Genomic DNA, 12,452 nt, shown 5'->3' with positions numbered 1-12,452 from the left:
CGTCCGGCTAGCCGGGGACCTGGCCGAACGGACCCCCGCGCGTCCCCCCACGACCGATCCGGGCAGGCGCCGAGGACCCTAGGCTGAGGTCGTGACCAATCCGAGCGTCCCTGCGCGCACCCCGTGGCCGTGGGTCGTCGCCGGGCTGGGCTGGGCCTACTACATGACGCCCGCGCTCGCCGCGGTCGTGGCCGACCAGCCGTTGAGCCTCTGGTGGCTGCTGCGCGTCGCCGGCCCCGGGCTGCTCGCCCTGGTCGCGCTGCGGTGGCGGACGAGCCGACCCGTCGCGTCGGCTCTCGCCTGCGCGGTGCTGTGGGCCGTGTCGCCGACGGTGATCGGGGCGGCGGCCGCTGCTCAGGAGAGCGTCGCGCGCCGGTCGGGTCGGCTGCTGACCACCGTGGGCATCGGGGCGGCGCTGGTCGCCGGCAAGGGGATCGAGTCGTGGGGCAGCACCCGCGGCGGGGCGGCCGCCTCTGCGCTCCAGGTGGAGCTGATCCTGGCCGTCGTCGCGGTCGTGGTGGCGAGCCTGGTCGGGCTGCTGGCCCGGGCCCGGCTCGAGGCCCGAGAGGATCGTGTCCGGGCCGAGGCCGCCCGGCACGAGGCTGAGCTGGCCCGGCTGGCCGAGGCGCGGCTGGCCGAGCGTGAGCGCATCGCCCGCGAGATGCACGACGCGATCGCCCACCGGCTCTCGCTCGTCGCCCTGCACGCCGGCGCGCTGGCCTATCGCAGCAGCACGACGCCGCAGGAGTATCGCGAGACGGCAGAGCTCATCCAGGCCAACGCGCAGGCCTCGCTCGATGAGCTGCGGGCCATGCTGACCACGCTGCGCAGCCCGGGCCTGGCGCCGGAGGCCCCGCAGCCGACGCTCGAGCAGGCCGCGGTGCTCGCGGCCGACGCCGAGGATGTGGGCCAGCAGGTGCGGCTGAGAGTGACCGGCGATCTCGCGGCGGTGCCCGTCCGGGTGTCGCGGCATGGGTTCCGGATCCTCCAAGAGGCCATCACCAACGCGCGCAAGCACGCCCCCGGCAGCCCGGTGGACGTGGCGGTGAGTCACGAGACCGGCGCGGTGCGGGTTCACGTCGTCAACCCGATCGCCGACCTGGCACCGCCCGACCGCACGGGCGCAGGGCTCGGGCTCATCGGCGTCGACGAGCGGGTGGCCCTGCTCGGTGGGAGCGTGAGCCACGGTGTGCAGGACGGGCGGTTCGTCCTGGACGTGGTCTTGCCGATCCGCGACGCGAAGGAGCAGCTGTGATCGCCGTGGGCATCGTCGACGACGACCCGATGGTGCGTACAGGGCTGCGCTTCATCCTGGCCGAGGACCCCAGCCTCGAGGTGGCCTGGCAGGCGGGCGACGGCGCGGCGGCGCTGGCCGAGCTCGAGGCGACCCCGGTGGACGTGCTGCTGCTCGACATCCGCATGCCCGGGATGGACGGGCTGGCGACGCTGGAGGCTCTGGCCGGTCGCGCGCCCCGGCCGAAGGTCATCGTCCTCACCACGTTCAGCACCGACGACTACGTAGTGCGCGCGCTGCGCCTGGGTGCGGACGGCTTCCTGCTCAAGGACGCCGACCCGGCCCGGCTCACCGACGCGGTCAGGCGGGTCCATGCCGGCGAGCCGTCGCTGTCGCCCGAGGTGACGAACACGCTCATCCAGGTGGCGGTCGACAAGCCGGCGGTGGACCCCGAGGCGGCAGCCGCCTACGCCCGGCTCACTGCGCGCGAGCGTGAGGTGGCCGTCCTCATGGCCGACGGGCTCACCAATGCCCAGATCGGGACCCGCCTCGGGGTCAGCATGGCCTCGGTCAAGGCGCACCTGAGCACGATCTTCGCGAAGCTGGGCGTCGACAACCGGGTCTCAGCCGCGATGCGGGTGCGCGCGGCCGGCGGGTGACGGGTTTCGTCGACGTTCGAGGTCGTAGTCGACACCAAACGTCGACGGAACCGCCCTAAGGTCGGGTGCATGGGGCTCGACGACATCTATCGCACCGATGCGGCATTGTTCGAGGTGGCGACGCACGCCGACGGGCGGCGGGCCGGCTGCCGCTGACGCCGGAACTGCTGCGCGAGGCCCCGTCGGGCGACCTGTTCCCGATGAGCCAGAACGCCGGCATGGGCTGGGCGCCGGGTGAGCTGGGCCACGACGACATCATGATCGTGAGCACCCTGGGCGGGCTGCGCGGTGCCGACGGCACGCCCACGGCGCTCGGTCTGCACACCGGCCACTATGAGTTGGGTCTGCTGGTCGAGGCAGCGGCGCGCGAACTGGGGGCGCAAGGCGCGCTGCCATACGCGGCGAGTGGTCGTCCCCTCAGTGCATCGCTCACGGGTCCATCGCCAAGCAGCGCACCCATCGGTTTCGCCATCTCGTCGGCCGCCCGGCCCAGGGATTCGCTCTGCTCGAGCCGCTCCATGAAGGCGGTGGTCGACGTGCGCGCTGCGCGCGATGCGGGCACGGTTCCTCCTGTCTCCGACCCGCGCCACGCTACGCCGCGAGGCACACGTCGTCCCCACCCTTGTTGACTTTCCGGCCCTTGGGGTGTGGTCGGGGCTTACACCGTAAGTTAGCGTGAACGTCGCGTACTTCGTGTTCACCACGAAAATCCTAGACAGCAGCGGAGGAGCTTCCTGATGACCCAACCCCCCTCTCCCTATGAAGGTGCACCGGCGGCGCAGAATCCAGACGCCGTTGACTCGGGCGATCGTTATCGGCCCGATGACACATCTCAACCCTCCATGAAAGACAGCACCACCGAGTCGTCGAAGAACACCGTTGCAACAGAGGCCGGCAAGGTCGCCGAAACCGGTGTGCAGGCCGCAAAGGACGTGGCCGGCACGGCAAAGCAGGAGGCGTCCAACGTAGTGGCCGAGACGAAGCAGCAGGCCAGGAGCCTGTTCGAGTCGGTACGCGACGAGGTTGCCGCCCAAGGAGGCACGCAACAGCAGCGGCTGGCCGCCAGCCTGCACTCGATTTCGGAAGAGCTCGGCGGCCTGGCCTCGGGTTCGCAACAGCCCGGGCCCGTCACCGATCTGGTCGAGCAGGCCGCTCGGAAGAGCGGCGAGTTCGCCGAGTGGCTGGAGGGCCACGAACCTGCGGATTTGCTCAAGGAAGTACAGAGCTTCGCCCGGCGTCGTCCGGTGGCCTTCCTTGCTCTGTGCGGTCTCGCGGGTGTCATTGCCGGACGGATCGCACGCGGTGCGGCGGCCGCCAATACCGAACTCGATTCGGGCTCGAACGATCGTGGTCTGTCGCGGTTGGCGGACGTCAACGCCAGCACCGACGGTGCAGGTGCGGGCTACTCGGATCTGATCACCTCTCCCGAAGTCGGGGCGGGTGATTCGCTGGGCACCAGGTTCGACGACCCGGCCCGTGCGGCCTACGACGCGGGCGTGGGCAGCGCGGCAGCCGACGACCCCGCGGACGGCGGCCCCTCGATTCGGACCGGTGAGGTGCGATGACCCATCCCGTCGATCAACCTCAGCCGCCTTCCGGCGTGCCGGAGCGGGGTAGCGGACATCGCGCCTCGGCGCTGGAGGCCGAGGACGGCCGCAGTATCGGCGAACTGTTGTCCGATGTCAGCAGCAACCTGTCCACCCTGATGCGGCAGGAGGTCGCGCTGGCCAAGGCAGAGGTGCGGCAGAGCGGCAGCCGGGCGGGCAAGGGCGCCGGCCTGTTCGCCGCGGCGGCCGTCGGGGGTTTGCTGTTCCTGGTCTTCCTCTCGGTCAGCGCCTGGTGGGGTCTGGGCCGCTTCATCGGCAACGACTGGTCGGGCCTGGTCGTCGCCCTGGTGTGGGCGGCGGTGGCCGGCGGACTGGCCATGGCTGGCAAGAAAGAGTTCGAACGTATCCGAGGCCTGCAGCAGACCACGGACACCATCAGCAAGATTCCCAACGCAATCCGAGGCCACGAAGAGGAGAACCGATGACCGACAGCAGCAACCCGGACGAGATCCGAGCCGACATCGAGCGCACCCGGGCAGAGTTGAGCCGCAACGTGGACACGTTGGGCGACACGGTCAACCCGAAGAACATCGCCACCCGGCAGGTGGACCGGGTCAAGGACAGGGCGCGGAACCTCCGCGACTCCATCATGGGCTCACCCGACGACCCCTACGATCAGGGCCGGGCCGGCGAGCTGCAATCGGCGGTCTCAGACAAGGCGAGCGCGGTCGGTGACGCCGTCGCCAACGCGCCGCAGCTGGCCCAGCAGAAGACCCGCGGCAACCCGTTGGCCGCCGGGCTGATCGCGTTCGGGGTTGGTCTGTTGGTCTCGTCCCTGATCCCGGCCAGCCGCAAGGAGCAGCAGGCCGTCGGCAAGCTGCAGGACAACCTCGACCCGCTCAAGCAGCAGGTCAGCGACGTCGCCAAAGAGATGGCCGACAACCTGCGTGAGCCGGCTCAGCAGGCAGCCGAGTCGATCAAGGCCGTGGCCGCCGATGGCGCCGCGAACGTCAAGGGTGAGGCACAGTCCGCCAAGGACGACGTCGCCGCCCAGGCACAGGGGTCGAAGGACGCCGTCCAGGACGCGCAGTCGCACTGACGCCCATTCCCCAGGAACCGGCACCGCTCGCGGTGCCGGTTCCCCCAGACGAAAGCACCGTGAACCATGGCCGAGCGAACAACCACGTCCGAACCGCCGACCCGCGGCAAGGGGGAGACGTCGACCCGACCGGACCGTGCCGGGAATCGTGACGAACCGGGCGACGCCGCCTCCACGCGCGCCGACGGGATACCGGGTGGTGAGGCCGACAAGCCCACGGAGATTCCCGCCAAGGGTTGGCTCGCGATCGTCAAGCGAGGCTGGGCCGAAGCAAAGGTCGACCAGGTGCCGTTGATGGGCGCCGGCGTGGCCTTCTTTGCCTTCCTCGCGCTCTTTCCGGGCATCATCGCCCTGGTCACCCTGTACGGGCTGTTCGCAGACCCCGGCGTGATCGCGCAGCAGGTGAACTCCCTCAGCGCCATGCCTGCGGAGGTGCGTCAACTGATCGTCAATCAGATCAACACAATGAACCGCACCGCGCTCGGCTGGAGTGCGGCGCTGTCCATCGCCATCGCCCTGTTCAGCGCCTCCGGTGGGGTGAACAACCTGATGACCGCGATCAACATCGCCTACGACGAGCAGGACAAGCGCAACGCCATCGTCAAGCGGCTGATCGCCCTCGGCCTCACCCTGGGCGCGGTCGTGCTCATCGTCCTCATGCTCGGTCTGGTCGGCGTGGTGCCCCCACTGATCAACGCCGCCTTCGGCGACAACCCGGTGATCGCCGTGCTGCTCGAGGTGGCCCGCTGGGTGCTGCTGGTGGTACTGGTGGCTGGGGCACTGGCGGTGCTCTACCGCCTCGCTCCGGACCGGGATGCCCCCAAGCTGCGCTGGGTGTCGGTCGGCGCCGCGGTCGCCACGCTGTTGTGGCTGGTCGCCTCGGTCGGGTTCTCGCTGTACGTGTCGACGTTCGGCAACTACGCAAAGACCTACGGCGTGTTCGCCGGCATCGTGGTGCTGCTGATGTGGTTGTGGATCACCTCCTACGCCGTCCTGCTCGGTGCCGAGATCAACTCCGAGGCCGAGCAGCAGACCGCGAGGGACACCACAAAGGGCCCGGCCAAGCCGATGGGAGAACGTGATGCGGTGAAGGCCGACTCCGGCCCCGGAGATCGAGAGGCGCCAGAGGGCCGCGATGCCTTCGGTACTGGCGGATCCAGCACGCCCGAAACCACGAACAAGAGCTGATCGGTCCACGGGCCATCGTCGTCAGAGATGGACCCGAGCGGGTCGCGACCCGGATGAATAGTTCGTCAAGTCCCCAGTGGGTTCCGGATCGATGGGCGCTTCTCTAGGATCACTTGACTCCGATCCTGTTCGACACCTGCGCCGAGGGACGGAGCTTCGTTCATTCGTCCGCGTCACACAGAGTCGAGATCATGGAGCAGGTAGGCAGTTCCGAACGCAATCGCCGCAGTGCTCGCGGGCTGAGCCGTGATCTGGTCGTCGACTCGGCGCTCCGCTTCATCGACCTGCACGGAGCCCAGGGGCTCAGCATGCGCAAGCTTGCGCAGGACCTGGGCGTCGAGGCCATGTCGCTGTACCGCTACGTGACCGGACGCGAAGACATCCTGGAAGCGGTGGTCACCCGCCTCCTCGGCGGAGTCACCGAGGCCCTGGACACTCAGCTGGCGCAAACCTGGCAGGGCTACCTTCAGACGCTTGCGCACACCGTCCGCGACCTGGCGATGCAGCATCCGCGCGCATTCCCGCTGGTGGCCACGCGACATCCCGCAGCACCATGGCTCCGTCCGCCGCTGCGCAGCCTGGACGTGGTCGAACACTTCCTCACCACCCTCACCGGATTCGGCTTCGACGACGACCGGGTGGTCGGTGTGTATCGATCCTTCACCAGCTTCCTGCTGGGGCATTTGCTGCTGGAAGCCGCCCTCCACGGTGCCGAGACCTCACCCGTCGAGGAACCCATGGACGAGGGCGACGCACAGGTGGGCAACCGGGACGCCGACGTCGTGCTGCCCGCCGACAGCGAGGTGCTGCGGCTCCGCGACAAGCTCAGCGAGGACCACGGCGAGGAAGAGTTCGAGATCGCGTTGGAGACCCTGCTCGACCGGATCGAGCTGCAGGTCTCGCAGTAGCCAGGAATAGTAATCGAATCATGGGTGGAGAACATCGCGCTTCATCGTCGCTAGAAGCCCTCGCCCGGCGGGGTGAGGCGGGGATCCGCCCGCCGGGTTCAGGGTAAGGGTTCGAAAGGGTGGGATGACGATGAAGATGGTCACCGCTACGACTGGTGTTGCTGACCGGCTGTGGGAGTGGGCCTTCGAATGACATTCCGGCCGTTGCGGTCGCCAAACCCATGCTTCCGTCGCGAGCCTCGCCCTGGCCGTTCACCTCCGGCTGAACGAGCGCAGCACGTCTGCCGATACTCAGGTTCTTCTTCAGACTGGCAGGACGCGATCGCCGATGCCCAGCGCGAATTGACCGCAGCCGATGACGCCGACGAACAGCAATGGGCTATTGCTACTCCAATCGTCGATCGTGCCGCTGCGGAGATCAGTGGGTTGGCTCGAGCCGGAGTGTCCCGACTGACCAGAGGTGACCTTGAGCGGCTGACCGCCCTCGAAGCCGATCTGGCCAGAGTGGAGCAGGATCTGGGCCGATGAAACGGATCTTTGCTGTCGCGCTCGGCATCCTGACCGCGATCGGCGGGTTCCTCGACATCGGCGACATCGTCACCAACGCGGTGGTCGGCTCGCGTTTCGGCTGGTCGCTGGCCTGGGTGGTGGTGGTACCTCATTGCCTCACACGTGTCGCCGCCACCCAACCGCCGGTTCGGGTTTGCGAGGTGAAAACACGATGGCTCATCTGCCGCGGCACGGTAGCTGCGTCTCAGCAGGTGTGGTTCTGATGCGACCCCGCTGTCGACATCGGTTCGCCAAAGCAAGGCTGTCGCCCCTCTGTGCGCCGACGCACGTATCAACCTTCTACGGTCTCGGCTGGACCATGACATCGGTTGACTGGCTCACCGGTATGACTGTCACTGGATAAGGCCAAACGTGCACCACACGCGTACGCCTCGGTCAATCTCGGCGCCGTTCGACCTGGCGACGGACTCGGTGCACCCCGGGTATGGTGCTTGGCTGTGTCTGTGAACCCTGAGGGTGCCGAGCGGGAGTACCTGCCCAGCATCGCCGAGCTGCTGGCCGACACCAGCAGGCCGACCTTCAGCTTCGAGTTCTTCCCGCCCGCCGACGCCGCGGCCGGCGACGTGCTCGCCCAGACCATTCTCGACCTGGACGCCACCGGCCCCGACTGGCTGTCGGTCACCTACGGCGCCTCGGGCGCCACCCGCGACCGCACCATCGCCGCCACCCGGTTCATCAAGGCGCGCACCGAGGCGCAGACCATGGGGCACCTCACCTGCGCCAGCCAGTCCACCGACGAGCTGCTGGCCACCCTGGCCGCCTACGCCGACGCCGACGTGCGGCACGTGCTCGCGATCAGGGGTGACATGCCCGGCGGGCCCACCGTGCCCTGGCAGCGGCACCCCGACGGCCTGGCCAACGCCACCGAACTGGTGCGGCTGATCGCCGACAACTTCGGCTTCGGCATCGGCGTGGCCGCCTTTCCCGACCCGCACCCGCAGCAGCGCGACGCCGACCTCGACGCCCGGCTGCTGCTCGCCAAGCAGGAGGCCGGGGCCAGCTTCGCGATCACCCAACTGTTCTTCGACGCCGACGCCTATCTGCGGCTGGTCGAGCGCACCCGGGCGGTCGGCTGCACGTTGCCGATCGTGGCGGGCATTCAGCCGGTGACCAACATCGGCCAGATCGAACGGTTCGCGACGCTGTCGGGGGCGTCGATGCCCGAGGCGATGGTGCAGCGGCTGCACGCGGTGGCCCACGACCCGGCCGAGGTGCGCCGAGTGGGTGTCGAACTAGCCACCGAACTGAGCGTGAAGGTGCTGCAGGGCGGGGCGCCCGGCCTGCAGTTCTTCACCCTCAATCGTTCGCGGGCCACCTCAGCGATTCTCGCCAATCTGCGCGCGCTGGGTCTGGATCGACGGTCACCAGCCGCTGCGTCGGACGAGTGAGCGCCACGTAGAGCACCCGGACGCCGCCGGGCGACTCGGCCACGATGTCGTCGGGTGCCACCACGATCACGCCGTCGTATTCTAGACCCTTGGCCTGCAGGGGCGTCACCGCTACCAGTCGCGGGTCGTCCAGGGCCGCCAACGCCTGCTCGACCGCTGCGATGCGTGACGGGGGTGCGATCACCCCGACGGTGCCGGCCAGGGTGCCGAGCAGGTCGGCGGCCCGCTCGACGACGGTCGGCAACAGGGCGTCGGCGGGCCCGGCGAGCAGCTCGGGCTGCACACCGGTCGACCGGACGGCCTCGGGCAGGTCGGCCTCGGGAAACTCGCGGCTGACCACCTGGGCGGCCAGCGCGAACACCTCGGCGGGGGAGCGGTAGTTGACGCTGAGCCGGTGCCGCCTGCTGGGTGCGTGCCCGATCAGTTCGGCCAGCGCCTGCTCGGACTCGGCCAGGTCGGGCCAGCTGCTCTGCGCGGGGTCGCCGACGATCGTCCATGACGCGTGTCCGCCGCGGCGGCGCAGCATGCGCCACTGCATCGGCGTGACGTCCTGCGCCTCGTCGATCAGCAGGTGGGCGAACTCGTCGTGGCCCTCGGCGTCGGGGTCGTCCTCGCGTTCGCGGGCCAGCCGGTCGGCCGTGGTGACCAGTTCGGGCACTGCGGTGCCGCCCTCGATGAACACCAGCGGATCGTCGTCGTCATCGGCCGGCACCGGCCCCAGCAGAGCGGCCAGCTCATCGAGCAGGGCGATGTCGGCCACCGACCAGGTCTGCTCGTGGAAAGACTCGATGAGCACCCGCTGCTCGGCCTCGTCGAGCAGCCCGACGCTCACCTGACGGGTGACCGCCGGGTCGTCCAGTCGGCGCAGCACCTCGGTGGGCGACAGTGGGGGCCACCAGGCGTTGACGAACATGCGCCACTGCGCGCTCGAGGTGATCAGGTCTTCGGCGACGGCCGGTTCGAGGTCGAGTTCGGCCGGCACCTGCGCCACCAGCGCCCGCAGCAGTGCCTGCTCGGCCGCCTCACGGCCGCGATTCACCTTGTGCCGGGCCAGAATCTCGGCGCGCAGCCGGGCCAGCGCGGGCGCGTCCACGGCGAGCACCTCACCCTTCACGGTGACCACCAGCCGCAGCCCGTCGGGGCCCGCGTCGACCATCGGCAGGTTGACCAGTCGCTGCAGCACCGGCGCCATGCGCAGCGAACCCTTGATGATCGCGGCGGCGGCGTCGTCGTTGCGCTCGGCCACCAGGCCCAGCACGTCGACCGCGACGGCGCCGATCGAACGCAGCGTCACCGAGTCCTCACCCAGGCTGGGCAGCACCCGTTCGATGTAGTTCATGAACAGCGCGGACGGGCCGACCACCAGAATGCCGCCGCGCTCGAACCGGCGCCGGTTGCTGTACAGCAGGTAGGCGGCGCGGTGCAGGGCCACCACGGTCTTTCCGGTGCCCGGGCCGCCCGAGATGATCGTGACGCCGGGCACCTCGGCCCGGATCGCTTCGTCCTGCTCGGCCTGAATGGTGGCCACGATGTCGCGCATGTGGTTGCCGCGGGCGCGCTGCAGCGAGGCCATCAGGGCGCCCTCGCCGATGATCACCAGGTCGCCGGCCTCGGCGGCGTCCAACAGATCGTCCTCGATGCCGATCACCCGGTCGTTGCGGCAGCGCAGCACCCGGCGGCGGGTGACGTCCATGGGGTCGGCGGGGGTGGCGCGGTAGAACGGCTCGGCGGCGCGGGCGCGCCAGTCGATCACCAGGGGCTCGTACTCTTCGTCGCGCACACCGATGCGGCCGATGTAGCGAATGTCTCCGTCGGCCAGGTCGAGCCGGCCGAACACCAGTCCCTCGTGCTCGGCGTCGAGGGTGGCCAGCCGCTTCGCCGCCTGAAAGGCGAACGCGTCGCGCTCGAACATCGCGGTGCCGTCTTCCTCACGCATCCAGGTGCCGCGATCGGAGGTGTAGATCGAGCGTCCGGCGGTGGCGCTGCGTCGGGCCGACGCGGTGGCCTTGTCGAGCTGCGCATAGACCAGGTCGACGTGAGCCTGTTCGATGGCGAGTTCGCGGTCGAGCGCCGAGGCTGGCTGGGTCAAGGAACCTCCATGGTGCGTGAAACCGACCGCCCACTTTACGCCGTCGCGCGACCGGCCCGCCATGTGGGCACCGCCGACGACGAACGTCGGCTCGACACGTGCGGCCGACGGGTGCACCATCGCCATTTCGGAACGGCCGATGCCGAGCTCCCGCGCATGCCAGAGTTGGGCTCATGCCTGTGGCTGACCGCGGTCAACTGTTCCCCGGTAGGAAGTTCATCTCGACGGTGCTCGAGGCGCTCGACACCAAGACCGAGATGAGCGGCGAGATGACCCGGCGCTACCTGCAGCGCGCCGCGATGGCGGGGGTGATCATCGGCGGCTTCTACCTGATCAACTACACCGTGATCGCGGCGTTCGTCGACGTGGCGCCCACGCTGCGGGGCGTCGGCAAGCTGGTCGGCGCACTGGTGTTCGGCTGGGCGCTGGTGTTCATCTACTACTCACGCTCAGAACTGCTCACCTCGAACATGATGATCGTGTCGATCGGGGCGTATCACAAGCGCACGAGTTGGCCGAAGGCGATGCGTCTGCTCGGGCTGTGCTTCGTGGGCAACTTTCTGGGCGGGGCGCTGATCGCGATGCTGGTGTGGGGCAGTTCGCTGGCCTCGGGCACGGTGCTGCACGAGATGATCGCCGCCGTCGACCACAAGCTGGCCTACGTGTCGGCCGGCCCGGTGGGCTGGGTCGACCTGCTGGTGCGGGCCGTGCTGTGCAACTTCATGATCAACATGGCGATGCTGCTGGTGTACAACGGCCTGATCAAAGAAGACGTGACCAAGTGCCTGGTCATGGTGATGGCGGTGTTCGTGTTCGCCTTCGGCGGCTTGGAGCACTCGGTGGCCAACACCGTGCTGTTCACCGTGATGGGCCTGCGCAACGGCATCGACATCGGGCTGGCACTGGGCAACGTGGCGTTCGCGCTGATCGGCAACTTCGTCGGCGGCGGGCTGCTGATCGGCATCTACTACGCCTACGTCAACGACGAACGGAGCCATCCCGAGCCGTCCGAGCCCTGATGGCGTGAGTTGGGACGGTTCCGAACTCGCGCCAAACTGGGCGGCCGGCCGTCATCCTGCGGAAGGCGCGAGCCCTGTCGTTGTGGCGTGGGCCGTGTGCCGTCGTCGGGGCTCGTGGTTGCGTGGTGAGATTCCGGCGTTCGCCGGACTGACGAGTTGATGCTGCCGGCCGCGTCTGGCAGCCTCGGACGGCCACCGGCGGCCCGGGCCGGACGATTTGGGTGGTCCATGTCCTCTGGACTAGACTCGACCTTCGGTCACCTGTGTTCTCAGGTGCGTCCACGTCCAGATTGGGAGCAATGGCGAAGAAGGAAGGTGCCCTCGAACTCGAGGGTCAGGTCGTCGAAGCACTGCCGAATGCGATGTTCCGCGTTGAACTCGCCAACGGCCACAAAGTGTTGGCGACGATCAGCGGCAAGATGCGGCAGCACTACATCCGTATTCTTCCCGCCGACCGGGTCGTCGTCGAGCTGTCTCCCTACGATCTGACCCGCGGCCGCATCGTCTACCGGCACAAGTAACCCGCACATCCACCACCAGTTCCGGCTGGTTCCCGAGCCCACGCCCGGGAACACCTTTGCCCGGAGCGACGAGTCAGAAAGTTGCTCGATGAAGGTTCAGCCGAGCGTCAAGAAGATTTGCGACAAGTGCAAGGTGATTCGCCGGCACGGTCGCGTGATGGTGATCTGCGACAACCCGCGGCACAAGCAGCGCCAGGGCTGACCTGGGCTGGCCGTCAGGGCCGCAGCCT

Annotated in this window: 14 protein-coding genes; 13 read left to right on the top strand and 1 reads right to left on the bottom strand. The window is 68.8% G+C overall.

The window, feature by feature from the left end; all coding sequences use genetic code 11:
- The first annotated feature begins 91 nt into the window (after positions 1 to 91).
- The 10 genes from MPLG2_RS11015 to MPLG2_RS10970 all read left to right on the top strand — a co-directional run bounded on the left by MPLG2_RS11015 (position 92) and on the right by MPLG2_RS10970 (position 8,593).
- A complete protein-coding gene (locus MPLG2_RS11015) occupies positions 92 to 1,255 on the top strand; it encodes a sensor histidine kinase (RefSeq protein ID WP_105186162.1) in 1,164 nt (387 codons plus the stop codon).
- The gene (locus MPLG2_RS11010; RefSeq protein WP_105186161.1) at positions 1,252 to 1,893 is read left to right on the top strand and encodes a response regulator; all 642 of its coding nucleotides are present in this window, start codon (positions 1,252 to 1,254) and stop codon (positions 1,891 to 1,893) included. The genes MPLG2_RS11015 and MPLG2_RS11010 overlap by 4 nt, the downstream gene beginning before the upstream one ends.
- Before the next feature lie 200 nt (positions 1,894 to 2,093).
- Positions 2,094 to 2,522, top strand: coding sequence for a hypothetical protein (locus MPLG2_RS11005; protein WP_158681072.1), 429 nt, complete (start codon positions 2,094 to 2,096; stop codon positions 2,520 to 2,522).
- Positions 2,523 to 2,735: 213 nt separating this feature from the next.
- On the top strand, positions 2,736 to 3,458 hold the full coding sequence (locus MPLG2_RS11000) for a hypothetical protein (protein WP_105186159.1): 723 nt from the start codon (positions 2,736 to 2,738) through the stop codon (positions 3,456 to 3,458).
- A complete protein-coding gene (locus tag MPLG2_RS10995; protein WP_105186158.1) occupies positions 3,455 to 3,925 on the top strand; it encodes a phage holin family protein in 471 nt (156 codons plus the stop codon). Before MPLG2_RS11000 ends, MPLG2_RS10995 begins: the two co-directional genes overlap by 4 nt.
- Positions 3,922 to 4,539, top strand: a complete 618-nt coding sequence (locus tag MPLG2_RS10990) for a DUF3618 domain-containing protein (RefSeq protein ID WP_105186157.1) — start codon at positions 3,922 to 3,924, stop codon at positions 4,537 to 4,539. The genes MPLG2_RS10995 and MPLG2_RS10990 overlap by 4 nt, the downstream gene beginning before the upstream one ends.
- 66 nt (positions 4,540 to 4,605) lie before the next feature.
- On the top strand, positions 4,606 to 5,727 hold the full coding sequence (locus MPLG2_RS10985; protein ID WP_105186156.1) for a YihY/virulence factor BrkB family protein: 1,122 nt from the start codon (positions 4,606 to 4,608) through the stop codon (positions 5,725 to 5,727).
- Positions 5,728 to 5,918: 191 nt separating this feature from the next.
- The gene (locus tag MPLG2_RS10980) at positions 5,919 to 6,635 is read left to right on the top strand and encodes a TetR/AcrR family transcriptional regulator (RefSeq protein WP_105187624.1); all 717 of its coding nucleotides are present in this window, start codon (positions 5,919 to 5,921) and stop codon (positions 6,633 to 6,635) included.
- A 524-nt stretch (positions 6,636 to 7,159) separates the two neighbouring features.
- On the top strand, positions 7,160 to 7,408 hold the full coding sequence (locus tag MPLG2_RS10975; RefSeq protein WP_105186155.1) for a hypothetical protein: 249 nt from the start codon (positions 7,160 to 7,162) through the stop codon (positions 7,406 to 7,408).
- Positions 7,409 to 7,642: 234 nt separating this feature from the next.
- Positions 7,643 to 8,593: a methylenetetrahydrofolate reductase gene (locus tag MPLG2_RS10970; RefSeq protein ID WP_231935631.1), complete on the top strand. Its 951-nt coding sequence runs from the start codon at positions 7,643 to 7,645 to the stop codon at positions 8,591 to 8,593.
- On the opposite strand, the gene MPLG2_RS10965 is transcribed toward MPLG2_RS10970, so the two are convergent.
- Complete coding sequence (locus MPLG2_RS10965; RefSeq protein ID WP_105187623.1) at positions 8,502 to 10,745, bottom strand: HelD family protein; 2,244 nt, start codon at positions 10,743 to 10,745, stop codon at positions 8,502 to 8,504. The two genes, MPLG2_RS10970 and MPLG2_RS10965, sit on opposite strands and share 92 nt — an antisense overlap.
- A 110-nt stretch (positions 10,746 to 10,855) precedes the next feature.
- Between MPLG2_RS10965 and MPLG2_RS10960 the strand changes: the two genes are divergently transcribed.
- The 3 genes from MPLG2_RS10960 (at position 10,856) to rpmJ (ending at position 12,424) form a co-directional block, all read left to right on the top strand.
- The gene (locus MPLG2_RS10960; protein ID WP_105186153.1) at positions 10,856 to 11,701 is read left to right on the top strand and encodes a formate/nitrite transporter family protein; all 846 of its coding nucleotides are present in this window, start codon (positions 10,856 to 10,858) and stop codon (positions 11,699 to 11,701) included.
- 299 nt (positions 11,702 to 12,000) lie between these two features.
- Positions 12,001 to 12,222 (top strand): translation initiation factor IF-1, encoded by a 222-nt coding sequence (gene infA, locus MPLG2_RS10955; RefSeq protein ID WP_105186152.1) that lies wholly within the window; start codon positions 12,001 to 12,003, stop codon positions 12,220 to 12,222.
- 88 nt (positions 12,223 to 12,310) lie between these two features.
- Positions 12,311 to 12,424 carry a 50S ribosomal protein L36 gene (gene rpmJ / locus MPLG2_RS10950; RefSeq protein ID WP_002514836.1) on the top strand — a complete coding sequence of 38 codons (114 nt, stop codon included), beginning with the start codon at positions 12,311 to 12,313 and terminating at the stop codon, positions 12,422 to 12,424.
- The last annotated feature ends 28 nt before the right edge of the window (positions 12,425 to 12,452 follow it).

The sequence above is a fragment of the Micropruina glycogenica genome, assembly GCF_900289045.1.
Lineage (GTDB): Bacteria > Actinomycetota > Actinomycetes > Propionibacteriales > Propionibacteriaceae > Micropruina > Micropruina glycogenica.
The sequence above is the reverse complement of the archived record's forward strand: the minus strand, read 5'-3'. Positions and strand labels throughout refer to the sequence as shown.

What these genes read in the sequence shown, in the direction of transcription:
- MPLG2_RS11005 (WP_158681072.1), top strand. Translation starts at nt 2,094, where the DNA reads ATGAGCCAGAACGCCGGCATGGGCTGGGCGCCGGGTGAGCTGGGCCAC.
- MPLG2_RS11000 (WP_105186159.1), top strand. Translation starts at nt 2,736, where the DNA reads ATGAAAGACAGCACCACCGAGTCGTCGAAGAACACCGTTGCAACAGAG.
- MPLG2_RS10995 (WP_105186158.1), top strand. Translation starts at nt 3,455, where the DNA reads ATGACCCATCCCGTCGATCAACCTCAGCCGCCTTCCGGCGTGCCGGAG.
- MPLG2_RS10990 (WP_105186157.1), top strand. Translation starts at nt 3,922, where the DNA reads ATGACCGACAGCAGCAACCCGGACGAGATCCGAGCCGACATCGAGCGC.
- MPLG2_RS10985 (WP_105186156.1), top strand. Translation starts at nt 4,606, where the DNA reads ATGGCCGAGCGAACAACCACGTCCGAACCGCCGACCCGCGGCAAGGGG.
- MPLG2_RS10980 (WP_105187624.1), top strand. Translation starts at nt 5,919, where the DNA reads ATGGAGCAGGTAGGCAGTTCCGAACGCAATCGCCGCAGTGCTCGCGGG.
- MPLG2_RS10975 (WP_105186155.1), top strand. Translation starts at nt 7,160, where the DNA reads ATGAAACGGATCTTTGCTGTCGCGCTCGGCATCCTGACCGCGATCGGC.
- MPLG2_RS10965 (WP_105187623.1), bottom strand. Translation starts at nt 10,745, where the DNA reads ATGGCGGGCCGGTCGCGCGACGGCGTAAAGTGGGCGGTCGGTTTCACG.
- MPLG2_RS10960 (WP_105186153.1), top strand. Translation starts at nt 10,856, where the DNA reads ATGCCTGTGGCTGACCGCGGTCAACTGTTCCCCGGTAGGAAGTTCATC.
- infA (WP_105186152.1), top strand. Translation starts at nt 12,001, where the DNA reads ATGGCGAAGAAGGAAGGTGCCCTCGAACTCGAGGGTCAGGTCGTCGAA.
- rpmJ (WP_002514836.1), top strand. Translation starts at nt 12,311, where the DNA reads ATGAAGGTTCAGCCGAGCGTCAAGAAGATTTGCGACAAGTGCAAGGTG.